This window comes from Streptomyces panacea, from assembly GCF_040560175.1.
Classification (GTDB): Bacteria; Actinomycetota; Actinomycetes; order Streptomycetales; family Streptomycetaceae; genus Streptomyces; species Streptomyces panacea.
This window is the reverse complement of record NZ_JARJHW010000005.1, coordinates 63,163-86,366: the sequence shown is the minus strand read 5'-3', so window position 1 is coordinate 86,366 and position 23,204 is coordinate 63,163. Positions and strand designations below refer to the sequence as shown.

The 23,204-nt window shown below is 69.1% G+C and carries 20 protein-coding genes and 2 tRNA genes; 15 read left to right on the top strand and 7 right to left on the bottom strand.

Annotated features, from left to right (window positions below; all coding sequences use genetic code 11):
* Window positions 1–31 precede the first annotated feature (31 nt).
* Both P3L51_RS02825 and P3L51_RS02820 read left to right on the top strand, forming a co-directional pair.
* Window positions 32–466: a hypothetical protein gene (locus P3L51_RS02825; protein WP_354603397.1), complete on the top strand. Its 435-nt coding sequence runs from the start codon at window positions 32–34 to the stop codon at window positions 464–466.
* A 282-nt stretch (window positions 467–748) separates the two neighbouring features.
* The gene (locus P3L51_RS02820) at window positions 749–1,102 is read left to right on the top strand and encodes a VOC family protein (RefSeq protein WP_354603396.1); all 354 of its coding nucleotides are present in this window, start codon (window positions 749–751) and stop codon (window positions 1,100–1,102) included.
* 150 nt (window positions 1,103–1,252) lie between these two features.
* Here P3L51_RS02820 and P3L51_RS02815 read toward each other — a convergent pair whose 3' ends face one another.
* Window positions 1,253–2,698 carry an amino acid permease gene (locus P3L51_RS02815; RefSeq protein ID WP_354603395.1) on the bottom strand — a complete coding sequence of 482 codons (1,446 nt, stop codon included), beginning with the start codon at window positions 2,696–2,698 and terminating at the stop codon, window positions 1,253–1,255.
* A 398-nt stretch (window positions 2,699–3,096) separates the two neighbouring features.
* Here P3L51_RS02815 and P3L51_RS02810 point away from each other — a divergent pair, with 398 nt between their 5' ends.
* Window positions 3,097–3,690 carry a biotin transporter BioY gene (locus tag P3L51_RS02810; protein ID WP_354603394.1) on the top strand — a complete coding sequence of 198 codons (594 nt, stop codon included), beginning with the start codon at window positions 3,097–3,099 and terminating at the stop codon, window positions 3,688–3,690.
* An 8-nt stretch (window positions 3,691–3,698) separates the two neighbouring features.
* Here the strand turns inward: P3L51_RS02810 and P3L51_RS02805 are convergent, their stop codons facing one another.
* Window positions 3,699–5,054: an FAD-binding oxidoreductase gene (locus tag P3L51_RS02805; protein WP_354603393.1), complete on the bottom strand. Its 1,356-nt coding sequence runs from the start codon at window positions 5,052–5,054 to the stop codon at window positions 3,699–3,701.
* Between the two features lie 236 nt (window positions 5,055–5,290).
* Here P3L51_RS02805 and P3L51_RS02800 point away from each other — a divergent pair, with 236 nt between their 5' ends.
* Together P3L51_RS02800 and P3L51_RS02795 are read left to right on the top strand one after the other, a co-directional pair.
* Complete coding sequence (locus P3L51_RS02800) at window positions 5,291–5,779, top strand: ribose-5-phosphate isomerase (protein WP_354603392.1); 489 nt, start codon at window positions 5,291–5,293, stop codon at window positions 5,777–5,779.
* 98 nt (window positions 5,780–5,877) lie between these two features.
* Window positions 5,878–6,699 carry an Fpg/Nei family DNA glycosylase gene (locus P3L51_RS02795; RefSeq protein ID WP_354603391.1) on the top strand — a complete coding sequence of 274 codons (822 nt, stop codon included), beginning with the start codon at window positions 5,878–5,880 and terminating at the stop codon, window positions 6,697–6,699.
* A 13-nt stretch (window positions 6,700–6,712) separates the two neighbouring features.
* Here the strand turns inward: P3L51_RS02795 and P3L51_RS02790 are convergent, their stop codons facing one another.
* Complete coding sequence (locus tag P3L51_RS02790; RefSeq protein ID WP_354603390.1) at window positions 6,713–7,969, bottom strand: GNAT family N-acetyltransferase; 1,257 nt, start codon at window positions 7,967–7,969, stop codon at window positions 6,713–6,715.
* 108 nt (window positions 7,970–8,077) lie between these two features.
* On the opposite strand from P3L51_RS02790, the gene P3L51_RS02785 reads away from it, so the two are divergent.
* Both P3L51_RS02785 and P3L51_RS02780 read left to right on the top strand, forming a co-directional pair.
* Entirely contained in the window at window positions 8,078–9,223 is a 1,146-nt protein-coding gene (locus P3L51_RS02785; RefSeq protein WP_354603389.1) for a PP2C family protein-serine/threonine phosphatase, read from the top strand.
* Window positions 9,224–9,342: 119 nt separating this feature from the next.
* A complete protein-coding gene (locus P3L51_RS02780) occupies window positions 9,343–10,563 on the top strand; it encodes an MFS transporter (protein WP_354603409.1) in 1,221 nt (406 codons plus the stop codon).
* Window positions 10,564–10,622: 59 nt separating this feature from the next.
* Here the strand turns inward: P3L51_RS02780 and P3L51_RS02775 are convergent, their stop codons facing one another.
* Window positions 10,623–11,864, bottom strand: coding sequence for a cation:proton antiporter (locus P3L51_RS02775; protein ID WP_354603388.1), 1,242 nt, complete (start codon window positions 11,862–11,864; stop codon window positions 10,623–10,625).
* A gap of 132 nt (window positions 11,865–11,996) precedes the next feature.
* On the opposite strand from P3L51_RS02775, the gene P3L51_RS02770 reads away from it, so the two are divergent.
* Window positions 11,997–12,446 (top strand): HD domain-containing protein, encoded by a 450-nt coding sequence (locus P3L51_RS02770; RefSeq protein WP_354603387.1) that lies wholly within the window; start codon window positions 11,997–11,999, stop codon window positions 12,444–12,446.
* Here the strand turns inward: P3L51_RS02770 and P3L51_RS02765 are convergent.
* Entirely contained in the window at window positions 12,423–13,634 is a 1,212-nt protein-coding gene (locus tag P3L51_RS02765) for an acyltransferase family protein (protein ID WP_354603386.1), read from the bottom strand. The two genes, P3L51_RS02770 and P3L51_RS02765, sit on opposite strands and share 24 nt — an antisense overlap.
* A 447-nt stretch (window positions 13,635–14,081) precedes the next feature.
* Between P3L51_RS02765 and P3L51_RS02760 the strand changes: the two genes are divergently transcribed.
* Complete coding sequence (locus P3L51_RS02760; RefSeq protein ID WP_354603385.1) at window positions 14,082–14,276, top strand: hypothetical protein; 195 nt, start codon at window positions 14,082–14,084, stop codon at window positions 14,274–14,276.
* Between the two features lie 94 nt (window positions 14,277–14,370).
* Here P3L51_RS02760 and P3L51_RS02755 read toward each other — a convergent pair.
* A tRNA-Gly gene (locus P3L51_RS02755) sits at window positions 14,371–14,444 on the bottom strand.
* A 146-nt stretch (window positions 14,445–14,590) separates the two neighbouring features.
* Between P3L51_RS02755 and P3L51_RS02750 the strand changes: the two genes are divergently transcribed.
* The 5 genes from P3L51_RS02750 (at window position 14,591) to clpX (ending at window position 19,356) form a co-directional block, all read left to right on the top strand.
* Window positions 14,591–14,667: transfer RNA gene (locus P3L51_RS02750), tRNA-Pro, on the top strand.
* A gap of 176 nt (window positions 14,668–14,843) precedes the next feature.
* A complete protein-coding gene (gene tig, locus P3L51_RS02745; protein WP_354603384.1) occupies window positions 14,844–16,313 on the top strand; it encodes a trigger factor in 1,470 nt (489 codons plus the stop codon).
* A gap of 254 nt (window positions 16,314–16,567) precedes the next feature.
* The gene (locus P3L51_RS02740; protein WP_354603408.1) at window positions 16,568–17,173 is read left to right on the top strand and encodes an ATP-dependent Clp protease proteolytic subunit; all 606 of its coding nucleotides are present in this window, start codon (window positions 16,568–16,570) and stop codon (window positions 17,171–17,173) included.
* Window positions 17,174–17,226: 53 nt separating this feature from the next.
* Window positions 17,227–17,910 carry an ATP-dependent Clp protease proteolytic subunit gene (locus P3L51_RS02735; RefSeq protein ID WP_354603383.1) on the top strand — a complete coding sequence of 228 codons (684 nt, stop codon included), beginning with the start codon at window positions 17,227–17,229 and terminating at the stop codon, window positions 17,908–17,910.
* A gap of 153 nt (window positions 17,911–18,063) precedes the next feature.
* Window positions 18,064–19,356 (top strand): ATP-dependent Clp protease ATP-binding subunit ClpX, encoded by a 1,293-nt coding sequence (gene clpX / locus P3L51_RS02730; protein WP_078077342.1) that lies wholly within the window; start codon window positions 18,064–18,066, stop codon window positions 19,354–19,356.
* Window positions 19,357–19,437: 81 nt separating this feature from the next.
* Here the strand turns inward: clpX and P3L51_RS02725 are convergent, their stop codons facing one another.
* On the bottom strand, window positions 19,438–20,400 hold the full coding sequence (locus P3L51_RS02725; protein ID WP_354603382.1) for a flagellar basal body-associated FliL family protein: 963 nt from the start codon (window positions 20,398–20,400) through the stop codon (window positions 19,438–19,440).
* Window positions 20,401–20,537: 137 nt separating this feature from the next.
* Here P3L51_RS02725 and P3L51_RS02720 point away from each other — a divergent pair, with 137 nt between their 5' ends.
* Complete coding sequence (locus tag P3L51_RS02720; protein WP_354603381.1) at window positions 20,538–23,159, top strand: valine--tRNA ligase; 2,622 nt, start codon at window positions 20,538–20,540, stop codon at window positions 23,157–23,159.
* Window positions 23,160–23,204 lie beyond the last annotated feature (45 nt).

Below are 23,204 nucleotides of genomic sequence, written 5' to 3'. Positions count from 1 at the left end.
GTGACCATCAGCACTGAGAGGAGTGCTTTCTGTGTCCGAGTGGAGTTTCATCCTTCGTCTCAACCAGCCTCTGACCGCTGAGCAGGCCAACACCTTCGACCACTGCGACGCCTTCGCAGACGGATCTGTGTCGTACGTCCTCGGCCCTGAGCACCCGAGTCGGTTCGCGGTTCACACGGACCCCGCCGAACTGAGCGAGCTGTCCTGCGACATCGAGGCGCCGTCGTTCCTTGGCGCTACCAGGATTTCCGGAGCCGCTGCCCGGTCCGCCGGGAGCGACGGTTACTCCTGGCGCAAGATCGCGGAGTTTCTGCGGAGTATCGGCGACACCGTCCCCGAGACACCCCGCGAACTCGCTGTCGCAGCCCAGGTGCTGCGCCTCGCCCACGAACTCGAAAGTCTTGAAGTGAAGCCCGGCACCCTGCGCGCCTTGGGCCTTGCCGGCTGCCTGAGGCCGCCGACCTGACCGGTGCGGTCCGGCGCGGGAGCAGCCGCGGTCATGGGAAAGCCGACCACGGCGAGGTCGCGTTCCTCGGCGACGGACACGTGCCCCGGCGCTCGTCCTCACTCTCGGCGAGGAGCGGCCTTCGAAAGCGGTGTGCGGCACAGCGAGTTCAAACGCCCGTGGCGCCGTGGCGCCGTGGCGGTGCGCCTGTTCGCCGGACGACTCGTACGGCAGGATCCCCAGCCTGCCGGGCCGGTCCTCACGCCTGTTCTCCCAAGCCCGGACAGCCCTTAGGATCGCCGGATGACCTTGGAATGGGAGCAGGTAATCGTTCACTCGGTGGATCCGACGGCCCTGGGGCAGTGGTGGGCCACGGCTCTCGGCTGGGTGGTGGTCCACTCCTCCGACGAGGAGTTCGAGATCCGCCCGGAGCCGGATCGCATGCCGGGGCTGGAGTTCGTCCTGATCGACGAGATCAAGAAGGTCAAGAGCCGACTGCATCTCGACTTCAGGCCCGATGACCAGGACGCCGAGGTGGCTCGTCTGGTGGCTCATGGCGCGCAGCGTGTCGATATCGGCCAGGGTGATCAGCCGTGGGTTGTCCTGGCGGATCCCGAAGGCAACGAGTTCTGCGTCCTCGGCCGGCGGGGTCAGTAGGGCTCACACCCGGGTGGGGCCGGTGGTCCCGGCGATGCGGCGGACCGGGATGCCCTCAGCTGCGGGACGAATCCGGTCGTGTCCCGCGCGCCGTGGGTGACCGGCGGGACGGCGGCGAGGGCGGTGCGTACACCGCGCTCGACCGGACCGTCACCTGCCCGAAGCCGAAGCCGACGCCGAAGCCGCCCGCCGCTGCCGTACGACGCCGATCGTCGCGAGCCCCAGCGTCAGCAGCCCCGTCGCCAACAGCTGGTCACGCGTGCCCGGTTGACGGAGCATCAGGGCGAATATCGTCGCCATCCCCGCCAGCGAGATCCAGGTCAGCGCCGGGAACAGCCACATCCGTACGACCAGTTTCTCAGGCGCCTCGCGCTCCGTGCGGCGGCGCAGCACCAGTTGGGAGACCGCGATGAACGCCCAGACGACGAGGATCACCGCGCCCGTCATGTTCAGCAGCCAGGCGAAAATGTCGTCCGGGCGCCAGTAACTGAGCAGGACGCAGAGGAAACCGAAGACCGACGAGGCCAGCACCGCGTTGCGCGGGACGCCGGATGCCACCTTGCCCAGCACCCTCGGCCCCTGGCCCCGCACCACCAGGGAGCGGGCCATGCGCGACGCGCCGTAGATGTTCGCGTTCATCGCCGACAGCAGCGCCACCAGCACGACGACGTTCATGATCTGGCCCGCGCCGGGGATGGCGAGGCGGTCGAGCATGGCGACGTACGGTCCTGAGCCCTTCTCGACGATCTTCGGGTCGTCCCACGGCACCAGAGTGACGATGACCACCATCGAACCGACGTAGAAGAGCGCGATGCGCCACATCGCCGTCCGTACGGCCTTCGCGACACCCCGGACCGGGTTCTCCGACTCGGCCGCCGCGATGGTGACCGTCTCCAGACCGCCGTACGCGAAGACGGAGGCCAGCAGGCCGATCACCAGGCCCTCCGAGCCGTTCGGCAGGAAACCGCCGTCGCCGGTCAGGTTGGCGGTGCCGGGCGCGTCGGTGTCGGGCAGGACGCCGAGGATCGCGAGCACGCCGAGCACCAGGAACAGCGCGATGGCGACGACCTTGAGCGAGGCGAACCAGAACTCGAACTCGCCGAAGTTCTTCACGGCCGCCAGGTTCGTGCCGAGGAAGACCAGCATGAAGCCCGCCACCCAGGCCCACTCCGGGGTCCCGGGCAGCCAGCCGGAGACGATCTGCGCCGCGCCGATCCCCTCCAGTCCCACCGCCACACAGAGCAGGACCCAGAAGGCCCAGCCCGCGGTGAAGCCGGCCCACGGGCCGATCGCCCGTTCGGCGTGGACGGAGAAGGAACCGGACGCCGGGTTGGCCGCCGACATCTCGCCGAGCATGCGCATCACGAGCATGACGAGCAGTCCGGAGGCGCCGTACGCGACGACGATCGACGGACCGGCGGCGGCGATGCCCGCGCCCGAGCCGACGAACAGCCCGGCGCCGATCACACCGCCGAGCGCGATCATCGACAGATGGCGCTGCTTGAGTCCGTGCGTGAGCGCCGAGTCGGCGCGGGGAGCGGCGGAGGCTTCGGCCGCGGCTTCGGGGACGGGGGTCCGAGGCGTGGGGGGTGACATGGGGATGCCCTGTTCATTGGCGGATGCGGGGAAGCCACAGTCTGGCCGTGCGTACCGCTCACACGGAGTCCGGTTCCGCAATGCGGACACCGGGCTCACCCGGGGTGAAGAGGCACCCACCGCCCGACTCCGCCGCCCTTTGGTGGGAAGTCACAGTCTGCTCGGCAGTCGCCCCGCCACGCAAAATGATCTCCACCGAGGTGTCACGACCCTCACCTGAGTGAATTCCGTGACAAGCGTCACGCCCATCGGCCGCATGGAGCACTCCAGTTGTCGGAAGTCCACCATTACCCCGGCCGCCGTGTTGTGCTCGGACACCCGTGTCCCGGCGCCCGGCGGTGGGCTACCGTCAGCCTGTTCCCCTGCCCACACACCTGTCCTCACCTCGCGGAGTCCCGATGAGCACTGCTGCCGCCACCACCCGTACCGGAGCGGTCCTCGCCGATCTGCTCCCCGTCGCCCGGAACCGGTACGCGGTCGACACCGCCCTCGTACTCGGCGGCGCGGCCCTCACCGGTATCGCCGCGCAGATCGCCGTCCCGGTCCCCGGCTCCCCGGTCCCGGTCACCGGCCAGACCTTCGCCGCGCTGCTCGTCGGCACCGCGCTCGGCGCCCGCCGGGGCTTCCTCGCGCTCGCCGTCTACACCCTGGTCGGCATGGTCGGCATGCCGTGGTTCTCCGAGGGCTCGTCGGGCCCCGGCGGCGCCTCCTTCGGTTACGTGCTCGGGATGCTGCTCGCCGCCACGGTCGTGGGGTCGCTGGCCCGGCGCGGCGGCGACCGTTCCGTCCCGCGCACCGCGGGGACGATGGTGCTCGGCTCCGTCATCATCTACGCGGTCGGCGTGCCGTATCTCGCGGTCGCCGCCGACCTGTCGCTGAGCGCGGCCCTGGCCGCCGGACTCACCCCGTTCCTGCTCGGTGACGCACTCAAGGCCGCGCTGGCGATGGGCCTGCTGCCCGCCTCCTGGAAGCTCGTCGGCCGCCAGGACTGACCGCCGGTCTACGAGCCGGCGGGCGCCGGGCGGATGTTGTAGTTGCGACGGAACAGGTTCGCCGGGTCGTAGTGGGCCTTGAGCCCGGCGAGCCGGCGCGCCGTCCGGACGTCGTACAGCCCCTCCGTCCTGGCGCCGTCGGCGAAGACGAAGTTGAGCGAACGGCCCACGGTCACCGGAGCCAGCCGGTCGAAGAACCTGCCGTACAGCTCCCGGACCGCCGCCAGATCCGGACCGGCGAGTGGTGACAGGCCCCGCATCAGGAACGCCGCGTCCCGGAACGGGACGGCGCTCGGCACCGTCGGCTCCCTCGCCAGCGCCCCGCCCAGCGGATTGAGCTGGACGATGCACATCGTCGGGGCGTCGGGACCCGTCAGCTCCAGCAGGTCCGTCAGCGTCTCCGCGTCCAGCCCCGACAGCATCGCGCTGTCCCCCCAGTACGCGTGCGGGAAATCCGGATCGCTGTGGATCGTGGCCGACTCCGTGTACGGCATCTCCCGCAGCGAGTCCGTGATCGTCGGCCCGATCGCCCGCAGCGGCGCCACCAGCCGCTCACCCTCCGCCATGTCGCCGCTGAACGCCACACGGACCGAGAGGGTGTACCGGCCCCGCAGGAACGGCGGCACCTGCTCCAGGTCCGGGAACACCATGACGGCGAGCGAAGAGGTCAGCGTGTCGGGCACGGTCTCCACCCAGTCCAGATAAGCCCGTACGACGTCGTCGCGCCGCTCGCCGTCGAAGAGCAGCGCCCCGCCGTACAGCCGCGCCACCGGCGCCAGACCCATCTCAAGTGCCGTCACCACACCGAAGTTGTGCCCGCCGCCCAGCAGCGCCCAGAACAGATCGGGGTCGCTCGACGGCGTCACATGCCGCAGCCGGGCGTCGGCCGTGACCACCTCCAGGGCGCGCACATGGTCGGCGGCGTAGCCGAACTCCCGTGCCAGCAGACCCAGTCCACCGCCCAGGGTGTACGAGACGGCGCCGACACCCGGCGACGAACCGTTCAGCGGGGCGAGCCCGTACGGTCCGGCCGCCTCGACCACCTGCCGCCAGCGCACGCCCGCCCCGATCCGGACCGTGCGCGCCACGGGATCGATCCGTACCCCGTCCATCCGCTTCGTCGTGATCAGCAGCCCGCCCTCGGCCGCCGCCGGCACACCGTGGCCGGTCGCTCGGACACCCACGGGCAGACCGCGCGCGGCGGCGTGGGCGACGGCCGTCCGTACGTCATCGACGCCGGTGGCCCCGACGACCACGTCGGGGCGCGGCTGGAAACCCAGCTGGAAACCGGCCAGTTCGTCGTCGTAGCCCAGGTCGCCGGGCCGGAAGACGAACGGGAGCGCCGTGAGCGAGTTGTCGGCCATGGGAAGTTCTCCATCCACTGATACATCCGCACGTGCGCATCCGCACGTGCGCATCCGCACGTGCGCATCCGCACGTGCGCATCCGCACGTGCGATCCACACGTGCGTACGCGCCGCGAAGTGCGTCCAGGACACGGGCAGCCTCACGCCGATACCTGACATCCGCCGTCATGTATGGGTACGGCACTCCCGACCCCGGAGCGCCCCGCACCGCGCCCGACGTGCCACACTTCGCCCATGCGCGTGTATCTCGGCTCCGACCATGCCGGCTTCGAACTCAAGAACCACCTCGTCGAGTGGCTCAAGGCCCACGGCCACGAGCCCGTCGACTGCGGCCCGCACATCTACGACGCCCAGGACGACTATCCGCCGTTCTGCCTCCGCGCCGCGGAGAGGACGGCCGCCGACCCCGAGGCCCTCGGCATCGTGATCGGCGGCTCCGGAAACGGCGAGCAGATGGCCGCGAACAAGGTGAAGGGCGTGCGCGCCGCGCTCGTCTGGAACGAGCAGACCGCCGCGCTCAGCCGTGAGCACAACGACGCGAACGTGATCTCCGTCGGCGGCCGGATGCACACCCAGGACGAGTCGACCAAGTTCGTCGAGATCTTCCTCGCCACCCCGTACACGGGCGAGGAGCGCCACGCGCGCCGCATCGAGATGCTCGCGACGTACGAGACGACCGGCGAACTGCCCCCGATCCCGGCGCACCACCCGAATCAGGACTGAGCCGACCCGGACCAGCGAACGGTGCCGCCGGGCCCGAGCCCGGCGGCACCGCCATGTCACCCTCCACGCACCAACGCAGCACGCGCCAAGGAGTCCTCGTGCCCGAGGGGCATACGATCCACCGCCTCGCCCAGGATCTGACCGGCCGCTTCACCGCGGACCCGGCACGCGTCAGCAGCCCCCAGGGCAGATTCACCGAGAGCGCCGCGCTCCTCGACGGCCGGGTGATCGACGGCGCGAGCGCCCACGGGAAGCATCTCTTCGTCGGCTTCGGCGACAGCGGCTGGATCCATGTCCACCTCGGCCTGTTCGGCAAGGTCGCGCTCGGTGACACCCCGGCTCCGCCGCCCACCGACACCATCCGGCTGCGCCTGCTCAACGACACGTCGTACATGGAGCTGCGCGGCCCCACGACCTGCGCGCTGATCACCGAACCGGAGAAGCAGGCGATACACGACCGGCTCGGCCCCGACCCGCTGCGCCCGCCCGACGCGCCCGGCAACGACCCGGAGCGCGCCTGGGCGCGGGTCTCCCGCTCCCGTACCACCGTCGCCGCGCTGCTCATGGACCAGAAGATCATCGCGGGCGTCGGCAACGTCTACCGGGCCGAAGTCCTCTTCCGGCACGGCATCGACCCGTACCGCACCGGCCGTGACCTCACCCGTGCCGAGTGGGACGCGATCTGGGCCGACCTCGTGGCGCTGATGCGGGAGGGCGTACGGCTCGGCCGCATCGACACCGTACGGCCCGAGCATCTGCCCGAGGCGATGGGCCGCGCGCCGCGCGTGGACGACCACGGCGGTGAGGTGTACGTCTACCGGCGCGCGACCATGCCGTGCCATCTGTGCGGCAGCGAGATCCGTACGGCGTCACTCGTCGCCCGCAACCTCTTCTGGTGCCCGGGGTGCCAGAAGGCCTAGGCCCGGTCCGGCCTCAGAAGCCGTGCGGCAGCCACGGCGCCACCGGCGAGGTGAAGGCGACCGACGCCTCCGTCAGCGCGCCGGGGCGCAGTTCGCGTACGAGTCCCGCCCGCGCCAGCGCGGCCGGCGAGGTGTCGCCCAGATACATCGTGGCCAACTCCCGTACGGAGAGCGACAGATCGGCCGCGTCCGCCGTCCGCTCGCAGGACGCGCCCTTCTCGTCACCGGTCAGCCGCCAACGCCCCTCGTTCCAGGGGCAGAAGGCGTCGTCCACCTCGAACACCAGGTCCACCGGCGCCTGATAGCCCCGCGCCGCGAGCGCCGCGCCCACCTCCACCAGCCGTACGTGCAGCGAGTCCCGCACCCGGATGTCGGAGCGCCGGACGTCGGACACCAGGAACTGGATCGGGTCGTCCACGGGCAGGTTCGACGCGCTCACCGTCGACGTCAGATCGATCTCGGCGAGGAAGCGCCACAGAGTGGCGTACGTCACCGGGTCCAGGGCCGCCACCTGATCGACCACGACCGTGCCCTTCGGCACCGCCCCCGAACCCCACGTGGGCTTGATGCGATAGAGCACGTACCCCACCGTCTCGGCACCGTCGCCCTCGCCGCGCCGCGCGAGTACGCACTGGAGCGCGGAGGCGCCCTCGCGCCCCTCCGGCGGGTCGATCAGCAGCTTCCGGTCCCAGCCGGGCCTGCGCGCCAGCATTCCGGGGCGGCTCGCGACCAGGCGCGCGTACACGGCCTCGATCGACTCGCGCGCGTCGTCCACCGCGACGTATCGCAGCCGTGTCCCGTCGCCGGCGCCGTCGTCGGCGGGCACCCTGACCGAGACACGCGACGTATCGATCTCCGCGCTCAACTGCCGTGCGCCGACGCCGTATCCGAACCGGCCGTAGATCTCGGGCTCCGACGCGGTCAACAGCGCGACCGACTGCCCCCACGAGCGGACGTCGTCCAACTGCCGCCGCATCATGGAGGTGAGGATCCCGCGCCGCCGGTGCGTCGCCGCGACGCTCACCATCGTGACACCCGCCGCGGACACCACACCGCCGCCGGGCACCGTGAGCCCGAAGGTGTAGGCCCCCGCGGTCCCCACGCACTCGTCGCCGTCCCAGACACCGACGGACCGTTCGTACTCCGTCACGGAGCGCCACACCTCGCGCTCCTCGGCGGAGCTGGTGAGCGCCCCGCCGAACGCCCTCTCCAATGTCCCGAACCAGCGGTCCCAGTCGGAGGCTTCGAGTACTCGCAAGTCTGTGGTCATATGCCATCAGTACCAGGACGCGGGCGGTCGAGGCGACCCGGTATCGAACGCAATGTCACAGGGGTCCCCCTGCACGCCGGGCCCGCTGATGGATAAGGTCCAACGACAATGGCCAGTGGCGCGAAAGTGGATTCGTACACGGCCCGGATGCGCAAGTCGCTGCACCGGGCCCGCAACGCCGTGCGCAAGTCCGGTGTCGACTACTTCCGGGGAGACGGCTCGGACTGGATCGCGCTCGTCGGACTGCTCCTGACCGTCCCGGGAATCGCCTTCGCCACCATGGCGGTCCCGGTCTGGTTCGCGCCGTCCGCGCTGGTTCTGCCGATCGTGGCCGGAGGACTGCTGCTGCGGCCCTCCAGCCTGCTCAGTCTGTACGCGGCCGCCGCCATCGCGCTGATCGTCGAATCGCTCGTCCTCGGACCGTACGACCAGGGGCCGGCCACGGTCACGCCGGGCACCGTCCTGGTGGTGGCGGCCTGCGGGATCTTCGGGCTGCTCATCGCCCAGTTCAGGGCCCGCGTCGGCGTTCCGTGGCGGCGTGGCGGCACGATGCTCTTCGACCTGCGCGAACGCATCCGGGTCCAGAGCGCCCTGCCGCTCCTGCCGAAGGGCTGGCACCGGGAGATGTCGCTGCGGCCGGCCGGCGGCCAGTCCTTCTCCGGTGACTTCGTCGTCGCGGCCCGCACCAACGGGGGCCGCACGCTCGAAGTCGTCCTCACGGACGTATCCGGCAAGGGCATGGACGCGGGCTCCCGCGCGCTGCTGCTGTCCGGCGCGTTCGGCGGCCTGCTCGGCTCGCTCCCGCCGCACGGCTTCCTGCCGGCCGCCAACGGCTATCTGCTCCGCCAGAACTGGGACGAGGGCTTCGCGACCTCCATCCATCTCGTCCTGGACCTCGAATCGGGCGAGTACGAGCTGCTGTCCGCCGGCCATCTGCCCGCGCTCCAACTCCACGCGGGCAGCGGCCGCTGGGAGGAGATGGCGGCCGAGGGCCCGCTCCTGGGCGTCTACGACCCCGCGGAGTTCCACCCGGTGAAGGGGTCCCTGCTGCCGGGCGACGTGCTGATGCTGTTCACGGACGGCCTGGTCGAGGCGTCGGGCCGCGACCTGAGCGAGGGCATCGACCGCCTCTCGGGCGAGGCCGACCGCTACGTCGCGGCGGGCTTCGAGGGCGCGGCGTGGCATCTGATCGAGGCGGTGGCGAAGCACGTGAACGACGACAGGGCGCTCCTGCTGATCTGCCGAGAGGGCTAGATTCCGTGGCGGATCCGGCCGAGCCGGCCGGTCCGGCCGACCAGGCTGCCCCGACCGACCGGAACGACCCGACCGACCCGACCAACCCGGCTGACCCGGCGAAAGCGTCCGGACGTTCGCTGGGGCGGCCCTTCGCATGGCTCTGGGCGGCGTACGCGGCCAGCGCGTTCGGCACCCGGTTCGCCTTCGACGCGTTCACCCTGATCGCGATCCTCGTCCTGCACGTCGGCCCGGCCCAGGTGTCGCTGCTGGCCGCCGCGGGACTCGCGGTGGGCGCGGCGGTGGCCGTACCGCTCGGCCCGTGGGTGGAGTTCCGCCGCAAGCGGCCCGTGATGGTGGCGATGGACCTGATCCGCTTCGCCGCGCTGATGAGCGTCCCCGCCGCGTACGCCGTCGGCGCGCTCGGCTTCGCCCAACTCCTCCTGGTGTCGGTCGTCGTCGCCGCGGCCGACATCACTTTCACCGCCGCGAGCGGCGCCTATCTGAAGTGGCTCGTACGCCCGGAGGACCTGCTCGTCGCGAACGGCCGCTTCGAGTCCACGACATGGACCGCCACCATCCTCGGCCCACCGGTCGGCGGTGCCGCGATCAGCCTGCTCGGCCCGCTGACGACCGTGGTGGTCAACGCGGTCAGCTATCTGCTGTCGGCCGCGGGCATCCGCGCGATCGGGGGGCAGGAGCCGCGCCCGGTGCGCTCCGGCGACCGCCGGTTCCGCGCCGCCGACGTGTTCGAGGGATGGCGGTACATCCTGACCCACCCGGCCCTGCGCCCGCTGTTCTTCAACACTGCCCTCGTCAACGGCCTGATCATGGCGCCTGTGCCGCTGATCGCCTTCCTCATGCTCGGCCCCCTCGGATTCGCCCCCTGGCAGTACGCCGTCGCGTTCGCGGTGCCCTGCGTCGGCGGCATCATCGGCTCACGCCTCTCCCAGCCCCTCGTCACCCGGTTCGGCCGCCACCGGGTCATGCTCACGGCCGGCACCCTGCGCGCGTGCTGGCCGCTCGCCCTGGCGTTCGTCGGCCCCGGCCCCGGCGGGCTGGCGCTGGTCATCACGGTCGAGCTGGGACTGATCACCTGCATCGGCGTGTTCAACCCGGTGTACGCCACCTACCGCCTGGAACAGACCCCGACGGACCGGATCGTCCGCACCCTGTCGGCGTGGTCGGTCACGACGAAGACCACCACCGCCGCCCTGACCGCGCTGTGGGGCCTGCTGGCCGCCGCCACGGACCCACGCACGGCGATCGCACTCGCCGGCCTCCTGCTCCTGACCACACCACTCCTGCTGCTCGGCCACGACTACACACCGGAGCGCGCACCCGAACGCCAGGTGTCGTAGGGCCGGTCGAGCGGACCGCTCGGGGGGCGACGCCCTTCGGCACCGACCCCCGTCGCGGCTCAGGCGCCCGATGTCTTGGCCAGCGACAGTTCACCCCCGGACGAATCACCGCCCGACGGACCATCACCATCACCATCACTGTCACCACCGCCACGACTGCCACGGCCGCCCCCCGGCAACACCCTTGCCAGCCAGTGCGACTTGGCCGCCGCCAGGGGGCCGAGGACCGCGAGGATCAGGACGTAGCCCGCGATGAACGGGGCCAGGCGCGCGTCCAGTGCCGCGCCCGCCGCCATCGTCGCGAGGATCAGGGCGAATTCGCCGCGCGCGACCAGCGTCGTCGCGATGTTCGCCGCGGGAGCGGACCCGAAGCGGTAGACGCGGGCCGCGACCAGCCCGGCCAGGATGTTCATCGTCAGCGTCACGGCGACGGCGGCCAGCACCGGCCACAGCACCGTCGGCAGGTCGCCCGGGTTGATGGACAGTCCGAAGGCGAAGAAGAAGATGGCGCCGAACGCGTCCCGCAGGGGGTGTACGAGTGTGCGGATCCGGTCACCGGAGGTCGTACTGCCCAGCATCAGACCGACCATGAACGCGCCGATCGCGTCCGCGACACCGAACCACTCGGAGACCCCGGCCATGAAGACCGCGGCCCCCAGGAAGGAGATGACGAGCAGTTCGTCGTCCTTCGTGTTGATGAGGCGGCTGATCAGCTTCTTGCCGAAGCGGGCGGCGAGGGCGAGCAGCAGCAGGAATCCGAACGCCTTCCCACCGTCGGCCAGCGCGGCGGAGAGACTGTCGGCGCCGGACAGGATCGGCTGGAGCGCGGCCAGGTAGAGCGCCAGGAAGATGTCCTCGACGACGATGATCCCGAGGATCGGTTTGGTCTCGGGATTCCCGATACGCCCCAGGTCGACCAGGATCTTCGTCACGATCGCGGACGAGGAGATACCGAGCACACCGGCGAGGACCAGCGCCTCGGACGTGCCCCAGCCCAGCGCGAAGCCGAAGCCGAGCCCGGCGCCCACGTTCAGCAAGAGATAGGCGCCGCCGGCGAGGGCCATCTTGCGGCCGCCGGCCTTCAGATCGTCCAGATGGAATTCGAGACCGAGATAGAAGAGCAGCAGTACGAGGCCGAGGGCCGACAGCATCTCCAGCTCGTGCGGGTCGGAGACGAGCACGATGCCGGGCGTGTGCGGGCCGAGCAGGATTCCGGCCAGGATGAACAGCGGGATCGTCGGCAGCTCGATCCGGCTGCCGAGGCGGGCGAGGAAAGCGGCGGCGAGGAAGGCGCCGCCCATGGCTATGAGCGTGTCTGCGTGTCCGATGGGACCGTTCCTCCATCAAGTCAAAGGCGCGTCAAGGAAGCGTCAGTAATTAGTTTACCAAACGATTTATCCTGCAACTTTTGACATACCCATGGAGTGGGACACATGACGTATCTCAGCCTGAACGAGGTCGAGTTCATCGCCCGCGAGGCCCACGCCGACCAGACCGACAAGGCCGGCCGACCGTACGCGGAGCATCTTCGGGCGGTCGCCGACGGGGTCAGGGCGCGGGGCGGCTCGGACGAGCAGATCGCGGCGGCCTGGCTGCACGACTCCGTCGAGGACGGCGCGCTCTCCCGCGCATGGCTCGACGCCGCGGCGCTGCCGGGTCCGGTCAAGGACATGGTCCTGGCGGTGACGAAGGTGAGGGGCGAGGACACCGTCACGTACACCCGCCGCATTCTGGCCACACCGGGCGCGCTCCTGGTCAAGGAGTCGGATCTGGCGCACAACGCGGATCCGGGCCGCCTCGCCGTGCTGGACGAGGCGACCCGGATCAGGCTCACCGTGAAGTACGCGGAGGTACGGCGGCTACTCGGCCTGCCGCACGCGTGACGCCGGGTCCCGGACCGGGCCCCGCGCAGGGTCCCGCCGGAAGGCCCACGCCATCTCCGGCTCCGTCGTGAAGCGGAAGAACCGGCGTACCGGCGGTGTGCACAGCAGCGTCATCGCGACGCCCGCGAGCAGCGTCAGGAAGACCCGGCCGACCGGCTCGGTCAGCCAGGCGTTGGTGTCGAATATCCCGCTGTACACCGCGCCCTTGACCAGGAAACCGTGCAGCAGATAGCCGCAGATCGTGCCGGCGCCGAGCGCCGTGAACCACATCCTGCGGCGCGGCACCCACGCCAGGAAGGCGGCCGTCAGCACCACCGAGGAGCCGAACAGCGCGAAGGTCATGACGATGCCGATCCACCACGGCGCCCCCTGATCCTGCGCCGCGCTGTTGTGGTAGAACCACGCGTTCTCCATCCGGACGGCCGCCCAGTGCGCGAAGACGAGCGCGCCCGCGAAGACCGGCACGGCCAGCAGCCTGACCTCACGACGGCGGACCAGCTGGAAGTGCTCGGGCTTGAGTACGAGCCCCAGGACGAAGAGCGGCAGGAATTGCAGTACGCGCTGGAGGTTGAGGTCCTCGCCGATGTTCGGTGTGAAGGAGGCGAGCGCGGCGATACCGAGGGCGACCGGCAGGGGATGGCGCAGCGACAGCCAGATCGGGGTGGTCAGCCGCCAGATGAACAACGCGGCCAGGAACCAGGTGAGATACCAGGGGTCGAGCAGACTGATCGGGTGGCCGGGATCGTTCGTGACCCGCTTGAACAGCGAGTACGCCACCTCGAAGACGATGTACGGGACCGCGATACCGGTCAGCAGCCGTCTGATCTGGTCCGGGCGGCCGGTGTAACTCCGTGAGAAGTAGCCGGAGATGATGATGAAGGCCGGCATGTGGAACGAGTAGACGACCATGTAGATCGCCTTCGTCGCCCGGCTGCCCTCCATCACGGGCTCCCAGGCGTGGCCCATGGCCACCAGCACGATGGCCAGGTACTTCGCGTTGTCGAAGAACGCGTCTCGCTTCGTGGACGTCTTGGCCGTGGGGGGCGTCGACTTCGCGGAATCCCGAGGGGTCCGTACAGGGTTTTCGGCCACAGCGGCCGATGAGGTCGGTGCCGTTGGGGGGACGGGATCCAACTCCCGCGTGCGGGGGAGCGGGGCCCTCTCATATCCGTGCGGAGCGTGGGACATCTGATTGAGCCTAGCGCCGCACAATGCGCTGAGTAAAACCTTCCGGGCCGGTGGGGTGTTGGAGACCGAAAGAGTCGCCCACCAGTAGATATGCCCCTGTTAATCCCCCTTAAATAGGGCATATTGACTGGGTGTTGCCCTCGATGTGACTACGAGTGAATTCTCTGGGTAGACGCTTGAGGGCTATCTCATAATCAGCTGTGAAGGAGTTGTGGGCACTGCGAAATGATCACGCGGAATTCGCGTCCGTACTTATCCGCCCGCCCCGGGTCCAACCGGTCGCCCACCCGCCGCACCGACCGGCCGATTGGCGCGATCCCTCCCTCGCTGATTCGTCACGGACCCACACCTGAGGGGCGGTTGGTGGCACGATGGAGGGAGCGGGTATGTGCGAGGCCGTGAGCTCCTGCGGCCGGCAAGGCGGACCGACCGAGGGTGTGATCAGTTGTGGCCATTTCACTGTCTGTGGTGCTGCTGTTGGCGATCGTCCTCGTGGTACTGATCCGCGGCGGCTCCCTGAAGGGCGGCCCGGCCGTCGTCGCGGTCCTGTTCGGCTTCTTCCTGGCCTCCACGGACATGGCGCCGTCGGTGAACAGGTTCCTGGACTCGATAGCGGAGACGATCAACCAGATCAACTTCTAGCGCCCCGACCCGACTTGACCCCACGGCCGAGGCCGCCCGGCAACGACACAGGGCCAGTCCGGAGAATCGCTCTCCGACCTGGCCCTGAGTCATATGGAGCGGGCGACGGGAATCGAACCCGCGTAGCTAGTTTGGAAGACTAGGGCTCTACCATTGAGCTACGCCCGCACGCGCCGCAGGTCACGTGGACTCCGGCACGAGAAACATCGTAGCGGGTCGGCGGCGTCCCACGCACATCACAGCCTCGCCGCATCCTCGCCGGTTAATAGGTCCGGCGCATCGCTCGCGGGCATGTACCCTACGTGTCGCACCGACGGGGTGTGGCGCAGCTTGGTAGCGCGTCCGCTTTGGGAGCGGAAGGTCGTCGGTTCGAATCCGGCCACCCCGACCATCAGTACACGTGCCTGTTCATGATCGCGTTGTGGGCCTCATCCTGCTTGCGGCTACTATGCAAGCTGCGTGCCCGTGTGTCTGAAGAGACTGTGAAGAACCGGGCCGAATCCGCTGGTCCGCCGGAGTCACGGCGGGCGGCAGAACCCCAGAATCAGCCACCAAGGAGACCGAACCGTGAAGAGCGCCGTGGAGACCCTGAACCCGACCCGGGTTCGGCTCACTGTCGAGGTGCCCTTCGAGGAGCTCAAGGACAGCCTCGACGCGGCGTACAAGAAGATCAACGAGCAGGTCACGGTGAAGGGCTTCCGTAAGGGCAAGATCCCGGCCCGCGTCATCGACCAGCGGTTCGGCCGTGGAGCTGTGCTGGAGGAGGCCGTCAACGACGCCCTTCCGAAGTTCTACACGGAGGCCGTCAACGAGGGCGAGCTCAATGTCCTCGGGCAGCCCGAGGTCGACATCAAGGAGCTGAAGGACGGCGAACTGCTCTCCTTCACCGCCGAGGTCGACATCCGCCCGGTCATCGAGATCCCGGACTACTCCGGCATCGAGGTCACCGTCGACGCGGTCGACGTGTCCGACGAGGACGTCGACAAGTCCGTCGACGAACTGCGTGAGCGCTTCGCCTCCACCAACACCGTGGAGCGCGCCGCCGCCGAGGGTGACGTCGTCACGATCGACCTTGAGGCCAAGGTCGACGGCGAGGTCCTGGAGGACGGCGTCGCGAGTGATGTGCAGTACACCATCGGCTCCGGTGAGCTGCTCGAAGGCATCGACGAGGCCGTGACCGGCCTGGAGGCCGGTGGCGAGGCCACCTTCACCTCCCAGCTCAAGGGCGGCACCGCCGAGGGCAAGGACGCCGAGGTCGTCGTCAAGGTCACCCAGGTCGCCGCCCGCGAGCTGCCGGACCTGGACGACGAGTTCGCGCAGATGGCCAGCGAGTTCGACACCCTCGACGAGCTGAAGGCGGACAGCCGCAAGCGCCTCAGCAGCATGAAGCAGTACGACCAGGCCACCCAGGCCCAGGAGCGCGTCCTCGACGAGCTGCTGAAGCTGACCGAGGTCCCGATCCCCGAGAAGCTTCTCGAGGACGAGATCAAGACACGTAAGCACAACCTGGAGCACCACCAGCTCGGTCAGATGGGCCTCGACCTTCCGAAGTACCTGGAGATCCAGGGCAAGACGGAGGAGGAGTTCGACGAGGAGACCAAGGAGCAGGCGGTCAAGGGCATCAAGACCCAGTTCATCCTCGACGAGCTGGTCAACAAGGAGAAGCTGAACGTGAACCAGGAGGAGCTCACCGAGCACCTCATGCGTCGCGCGCAGTCCTCCGGCATGTCGCCCGACCAGTTCGCGCAGGCCGTCGTCGAAGGCGGCCAGGTGCCGATGCTCGTCGGCGAGGTCGCCCGCGGCAAGGCGCTCGCCGTGGTGGTCGAGTCCGCCAAGGTGACGGACACGAACGGTGAGGTCGTCGACCTCGAGGACGACGAGACGGACGAGTCGGACGAGTCGGACGAGACCGCCGAGACGGTCGACACCGTCGAGGCCTCCACCGACGAGGCCGAGACCAAGACCGAGACCAAGGCCGAGACCAAGACCGACGCCCCCGCGGACGACAAGCCCGCGGACGCGAAGACCGAGGGCTGAGCGTCCTCGCTCGACCGGATCTCCGGGCCCCGGACGCGACTCGCGCCCGGGGCCCGCTCCGTTCGCCCGCCCCCTGCGACGACCCAACTACCTTGCGCTGCCAGCGAACAGTCCAGGAAGCGGGATGGCGCCCGCCGACCAGCGCGTTAGGGTCCATGAATACGAGGGTTGGGGTCTCCCCCGTCCCCCGGAACGAAAGACGCTGAGACGGCCGAAGCCGTCAGAGACGAGCAGGTGGATACGTGACGAATCTGATGCCTTACGCCGCCGGTGAGCCGTCCCTCGGTGGTGGCCTCGGCGACCAGGTCTACAGCCGACTGCTCGGTGAGCGGATCATCTTCCTCGGCCAGCAGGTCGACGACGACATCGCCAACAAGATCACCGCGCAGCTCCTTCTTCTCGCGGCCGAGCCCGAGAAGGACATCTACCTCTACATCAACAGCCCCGGTGGTTCCGTCACGGCGGGCATGGCTGTCTACGACACCATGCAGTACATCCCCAACGACGTGGTGACCATCGGTATGGGCATGGCGGCCTCCATGGGCCAGTTCCTGCTGACCGGCGGCACCGCCGGCAAGCGCTTCGCGCTGCCCAACACCGACATCCTCATGCACCAGGGCTCCGCGGGCCTCGGCGGTACCGCCTCCGACATCAAGATCCAGGCCGAGCAGCTTCTCCGTACGAAGAGGCGCATGGCCGAGATCACCGCCCGCCACACGGGTCAGACCGAAGAGACCATCATCCGCGACGGTGACCGCGACCGCTGGTTCACCGCCGAGGAGGCCGTCTCCTACGGCATCATCGACGAGATCATCTCCGCTGCTTCGGGTGTTCCGGGCGGCGGCGGCACCGGCGCCTGAGGGCGGGTACCACGCCCCGGACCGGCCACGTCAGCCCATCGAACGCCACCAGGATGGTGAACACCCACATGAACAACTATTCCGGCGCCTCTGCGAGCGGCCTCTACACCGGCCCTCAGGTGGACAACCGCTATGTCATCCCGCGCTTCGTGGAGCGCACCTCGCAGGGCGTGCGTGAGTACGACCCGTACGCGAAGCTCTTCGAGGAGCGCGTGATCTTCCTCGGTGTCCAGATCGACGACGCGTCGGCCAACGACGTCATGGCGCAGCTGCTGTGCCTGGAGTCCATGGACCCCGACCGCGACATCTCGATCTACATCAACAGCCCCGGCGGCTCGATGACGGCCCTCACGGCCATCTACGACACGATGCAGTTCGTGAAGCCGGACATCCAGACGGTCTGCATGGGACAGGCCGCCTCCGCGGCGGCGGTCCTGCTCGCGGCCGGCACGGCGGGCAAGCGCCTGGCCCTGCCGAACGCGCGCGTCCTGATCCACCAGCCGTCCAGCCAGACCGGCCGCGAGCAGCTCTCCGACCTGGAGATCGCGGCCAACGAGATCCTGCGCATGCGCGCGCAGCTCGAGAACATGCTGGCCAAGCACTCCACGACGCCGATCGAGAAGGTCCGCGACGACATCGAGCGCGACAAGATCCTGACCGCCGAGGACGCTCTGGCGTACGGTCTGGTCGACCAGATCGTCTCGACCCGTAAGACCACGGCGGCGGCAGCGGCCTGACCCGTCCGGTGCCCTTGGCGCGGTGTGCGTGGTCTCACGTCCACGTGAACCGTGCCAAGGGGGGCCCGTACGGGGGGCCAGGCAAGGTACCGTCGGGTATGAGGCACAGGAGCCGCTGAACCAGGCTGCTCCCAGGCGAAGGGGAAGCACCTCGTGGCACGCATCGGTGATGGCGGCGACCTGCTCAAGTGCTCGTTCTGCGGGAAGAGCCAGAAGCAGGTGAAGAAGCTCATCGCAGGCCCCGGGGTCTATATCTGCGACGAGTGCATCGACCTCTGCAATGAGATCATCGAGGAGGAGCTCGCCGAGACCTCCGAGGTGCGGTGGGAGGAATTGCCCAAGCCGCGGGAGATCTACGAGTTCCTCGAGGGGTACGTCGTCGGGCAGGCGCCCGCGAAGAAGGCCCTCTCGGTAGCGGTGTACAACCACTACAAGCGCGTGCAGGCCGGTGAGAACGGCGGCGCCGGAAGCCGTGACGACGCGATCGAGCTCGCGAAGTCCAACATCCTGCTGCTGGGCCCCACGGGCTCCGGCAAGACACTCCTCGCCCAGACGCTGGCCCGGATGCTGAACGTACCGTTCGCGATCGCGGACGCCACGGCGCTGACGGAGGCCGGCTATGTCGGCGAGGACGTCGAGAACATTCTGCTGAAGCTGATCCAGGCGGCCGACTACGACGTCAAGAAGGCCGAGACCGGGATCATCTACATCGACGAGATCGACAAGGTCGCCCGCAAGAGCGAGAACCCGTCGATCACCCGCGATGTCTCCGGCGAGGGCGTCCAGCAGGCCCTGCTGAAGATCCTGGAGGGCACGACGGCCTCGGTCCCGCCGCAGGGCGGCCGTAAGCACCCGCACCAGGAGTTCATCCAGATCGACACGACGAACGTGCTGTTCATCGTGGGCGGCGCCTTCGCGGGCCTGGAGAAGATCATCGAGTCACGGGCCGGCGCCAAGGGCATCGGCTTCGGCGCGACGATCCGCTCCAAGCGCGAGATCGAGGAGAGCGACCAGTTCCAGGAGGTCATGCCGGAGGACCTGGTGAAGTTCGGGATGATCCCCGAGTTCATCGGCCGCCTCCCGGTCCTGACCTCGGTGCACAACCTGGACCGTGAGGCGCTCCTCAAGATCCTGGTCGAGCCGCGCAACGCGCTGGTGAAGCAGTACCAGCGCCTCTTCGAACTCGACGGTGTGGAGCTGGACTTCGACCTCCCGGCGCTTGAGGCCATCGCCGACCAGGCGATCCTGCGCGGCACGGGCGCGCGCGGTCTGCGCGCGATCCTGGAGGAGGTCCTCCAGTCGGTGATGTACGAGGTCCCGTCCCGCAAGGACGTGGCCCGCGTGGTCATCACGGCGGACGTCGTCCGCAACAACGTGAACCCGACGCTGGTCCCGCGCGAGCCGCGGATCGTGAAGAACGACGGCCGCCACGAGAAGTCGGCGTAGCCGAGCCGCACGCATACGAGTCAGGGGCGCCCGGCCGGTTGTCGAACCGGCCGGGCGCCCCTGTCATGTCGAGCGGGTTGGTCAGAGCTTGACGCGAACGTCGTTGCGCAGCTTGGCGGTTGTGGCGGCGGCGTCGTCGAGCGAGCCGCCCTTGCCGGCCATCGCGGTCGCCAGGTCCACCGGCATGGAGAAGCCCAGCGTGCTGTAGTCACCCCAGATGCAGACGGGGAACTTCATCTCCTTGGGACCCGCGGTCGCGTCCTCGTTCTTGAGCGACATCTCCTGGCACTTCACGACCGCGCCGTCCAGGCCCTCGGGCTCGAACGCCTTCGGGCTCCCGACCAGCACGGGCACGTCGCTGCTCTTGTCCTTCTCGGACTCCGACTTCAGGTACGCGAACATGCCGTCGACGGCCTTCTCGGGGTCCTCGATCTCGCCCCAGACACCGGCGAAGGGCAGCATCTTCGCTGCGAACGGGTTCTCCTCGACGTCACCCACCTCGTACTGGGCGCTGACGTCCTTCGGGTTCTTGACGCCCCAGTTCTCGGCGTCCTTGAGGTCGTCCTTGCTCATGCCGCCGCTGTCGGAGCCGTCGGAGCTCTCGCTCTTCTTGTACTCCCCGTCGAGCACCGTCGCGGGCGTGATCAGCTTGTGCGGGCCGTCGTCGGCGACATCGCTGCTGCCTCCGCCCACCAGGAAGTACGCCCCACCACCGATCACCGCGAGTGCCACGACGACCGAGGCGATGATCAGACCCGTCTTCTTCTTCGGAGCGCCACCCTGCGGCGGCGGGAACCCGGGGGCTCCGCCGTACGGGGGCTGCTGCGGCGGCTGGCCGTACGGGCCCGGCTGCTGCGGCTGGCCGTAACCCTGCTGCGGGACTCCCTGCGGCGGCTGCTGCGGGTAGCCGTAACCGGGCTGCCCCTGCGGCGGCTGCTGCGGGTACCCGTAGCCGGGCTGGCCCTGCGGCGGCTGTTGTCCGTACGGTCCGGGCTGGCCCTGCGGCTGCTGCCCACCGTACGGGCCCGGCTGGTTGTAGCTCATGTGCTCTGTCCCCTCCAGATGCTTATGCGTTCCCGACATCCTGACTGAAGGAGCGACCACATGGACCATCCGGGGGCGCACCGTTACCGAACTATCCCGTTTCAGTGCGGAGCTGTGACGGCTCTAAACTGTCCAGCGTGACCGAGAACTCTCAAGCGCAGCCCGCAGCCAACCCTGAACTGCCGACCCAGTACGCGCCGGCCGAGGTGGAGGGGAAGCTGTACGAGCGCTGGGTAGAACGCGGCTACTTCGAGGCTGACGAGAAGAGCGGGAAGCCCCCGTACACCATCGTCATCCCGCCGCCGAACGTCACCGGCAGCCTGCACCTCGGGCACGCCTTCGAGCACACGATCATCGACGCCCTGACCCGCCGTAAGCGCATGCAGGGTTACGAGACGCTGTGGCAGCCCGGCATGGACCACGCCGGTATCGCGACGCAGAACGTCGTCGAGCGGGAGCTGGCGAAGGAGGGCAAGTCCCGGCACGACCTGGGGCGTGAGGCCTTCGTCGAGCGTGTCTGGCAGTGGAAGGAGGAGTCCGGCGGTCAGATCTCCGGGCAGATGCGCCGTCTCGGCGACGGCGTCGCCTGGTCCCGTGAGCGGTTCACGATGGACGAGGGGCTGTCCGACGCCGTCCAGACCATCTTCAAGCGGCTCTTCGACGACGGGCTGATCTACCGCGCCGAGCGCATCATCAACTGGTGCCCGCGCTGTCTCACCGCGATCTCCGACATCGAGGTCGAGTACCAGGACGACGACGGCGAGTTGGTCTCCATCAAGTACGGGGACGGCGACGAGACACTCGTCGTCGCCACCACCCGCGCCGAGACGATGCTGGGTGACACCGCCGTCGCCGTCCACCCGGACGACGCGCGCTACGCGCATCTGGTCGGCAGGCGGATCAAACTGCCGCTCACCGACCGGACGATCCCGGTCGTCGCGGACACGCACGTCGACCCCGAGTTCGGCACGGGCGCGGTCAAGGTGACCCCCGCCCACGACCCGAACGACTTCGAGATCGGCCGTCGCCACGACCTGCCGAACATCACGGTCATGGACGAGCGGGCCGTCATCACGGTCCCCGGTCCCTTCCAGGGACTCGACCGGTTCGAGGCCCGCTCCACCATCGTCGCCGCGCTCCGCGCCGAGGGCCGGATCGTCGCCGAGAAACGGCCGTACGTCCACTCCGTGGGCCACTGCTCGCGCTGCAAGACGACCGTCGAGCCCCGCCTCTCGCTCCAGTGGTGGGTCAAGGTCGAAACGCTCGCCAAGGCGGCCGGCGACGCCGTCCGCGACGGCCGCGTCACGATCCACCCCAAGGAGATGGAGTCCCGCTACTTCGCGTGGATGGACAACCTCAACGACTGGAACATCTCACGGCAGTTGTGGTGGGGCCACCGGATCCCGGTCTGGCACGGCCCGGACGGCGAGACCGTCTGCGTCGGCCCGAACGAGGAGCCGCCGACCGGTGAGGGCTGGCACCAGGACACGGACGTCCTGGACACCTGGTTCTCGTCCGGCCTGTGGCCGTTCTCCACCCTCGGCTGGCCCGAACAGACCCCGAGCCTGGAGAAGTTCTATCCGAACTCGGTCCTGGTCACGGGATACGACATCCTCTTCTTCTGGGTCGCCCGGATGATGATGTTCGGCCTGTACGCGATGGACGGCACCCCGCCCTTCCACACCATCGCGCTGCACGGCATGGTCCGCGACCAGTTCGGCAAGAAGATGTCGAAGTCCTTCGGCAACGCGGTCAATCCGCTGGACTGGATGGACAAGTACGGCTCCGACGCGGTCCGCTTCACCCTCGCGCGAGGCGCCAACCCCGGTGTCGACGTGCCCATCGGCGAGGACTGGGTCCAGGGCTCGCGCAACTTCGCCAACAAGATCTGGAACGCGACCCGTTTCGCCATGATGAACGGCGCGACGGTCGAAGGACCGCTGCCCGATGCCGCCCAGATGTCCGCCACGGACCGCTGGATCCTCTCCCGGCTGAACGAGACCGTCGCGCAGGTCGACGCGCTGTACGAGGACTACCAGTTCGCGAAGCTCAGCGACGCCCTCTTCCACTTCGCGTGGGACGAGGTCTTCGACTGGTACGTCGAGCTGTCCAAGACGACGTTCTTCGCGGGCGGCGAGCAGGCCAAGGTCTCCGGGCGCGTCCTCGGCGAGGTCCTGGACGTCACCCTGCGGCTGCTGCACCCGATCGTGCCCTTCGTCACCGAGACGCTGTGGACCACGCTGACCGGCAAGGAGTCGGTGGTCGTCGCCGACTGGCCGACCGACTCCGGCTTCCGCGACCAGGCCGCCGAGCGGGAGATCGAGCACCTTCAGCAGGTCGTCACGGAGGTCCGCCGCTTCCGGGCCGACCAGGGTCTCCAGCCCGGCCAGAAGGTCCCCGGCCGGCTCGACCTGTCCGCGACGCCGCTCGCCGCGCACGAGGCGGCGATCAGGCAACTGCTGCGGCTCCAGGAGGAGGGCGACTCCTTCCAGGCGACCGCGACCCTGCCCGTCGCGGGCGCCACGGTCGCGCTCGACCTGTCCGGCACGATCGACGTCCCGGCGGAGCGCAAGCGACTGACGAAGGACCGGGACGCGGCTCAGAAGGAGAAGCAGCAGGCCACGGCGAAGCTCGGCAACGAGGCGTTCCTCGCGAAGGCCCCGGACAACGTGGTCGACAAGATCCGCGGCCGGCTGACCAAGGCGGAGGCGGACATCGAGCGGCTCACGGCGCAGCTCGCGGCGCTCCCGGAGAGCTGACGGGGGAGCCGGCGGGCGGCCGGGGGAGCACCGGCACCCTCCTAC

Excerpts from the sequence above, each read along its gene's own strand:
- P3L51_RS02820 (WP_354603396.1), top strand. The coding sequence starts at position 749 with ATGACCTTGGAATGGGAGCAGGTAATCGTTCACTCGGTGGATCCGACG.
- P3L51_RS02770 (WP_354603387.1), top strand. The coding sequence starts at position 11,997 with ATGACGTATCTCAGCCTGAACGAGGTCGAGTTCATCGCCCGCGAGGCC.
- P3L51_RS02765 (WP_354603386.1), bottom strand. The coding sequence starts at position 13,634 with ATGTCCCACGCTCCGCACGGATATGAGAGGGCCCCGCTCCCCCGCACG.
- P3L51_RS02735 (WP_354603383.1), top strand. The coding sequence starts at position 17,227 with ATGGTGAACACCCACATGAACAACTATTCCGGCGCCTCTGCGAGCGGC.
- P3L51_RS02775 (WP_354603388.1), bottom strand. The coding sequence starts at position 11,864 with ATGGGCGGCGCCTTCCTCGCCGCCGCTTTCCTCGCCCGCCTCGGCAGC.
- P3L51_RS02740 (WP_354603408.1), top strand. The coding sequence starts at position 16,568 with ATGCCTTACGCCGCCGGTGAGCCGTCCCTCGGTGGTGGCCTCGGCGAC.
- P3L51_RS02800 (WP_354603392.1), top strand. The coding sequence starts at position 5,291 with ATGCGCGTGTATCTCGGCTCCGACCATGCCGGCTTCGAACTCAAGAAC.
- P3L51_RS02815 (WP_354603395.1), bottom strand. The coding sequence starts at position 2,698 with ATGTCACCCCCCACGCCTCGGACCCCCGTCCCCGAAGCCGCGGCCGAA.
- P3L51_RS02785 (WP_354603389.1), top strand. The coding sequence starts at position 8,078 with ATGGCCAGTGGCGCGAAAGTGGATTCGTACACGGCCCGGATGCGCAAG.
- P3L51_RS02805 (WP_354603393.1), bottom strand. The coding sequence starts at position 5,054 with ATGGCCGACAACTCGCTCACGGCGCTCCCGTTCGTCTTCCGGCCCGGC.
- P3L51_RS02790 (WP_354603390.1), bottom strand. The coding sequence starts at position 7,969 with ATGACCACAGACTTGCGAGTACTCGAAGCCTCCGACTGGGACCGCTGG.
- P3L51_RS02810 (WP_354603394.1), top strand. The coding sequence starts at position 3,097 with ATGAGCACTGCTGCCGCCACCACCCGTACCGGAGCGGTCCTCGCCGAT.
- P3L51_RS02725 (WP_354603382.1), bottom strand. The coding sequence starts at position 20,400 with ATGAGCTACAACCAGCCGGGCCCGTACGGTGGGCAGCAGCCGCAGGGC.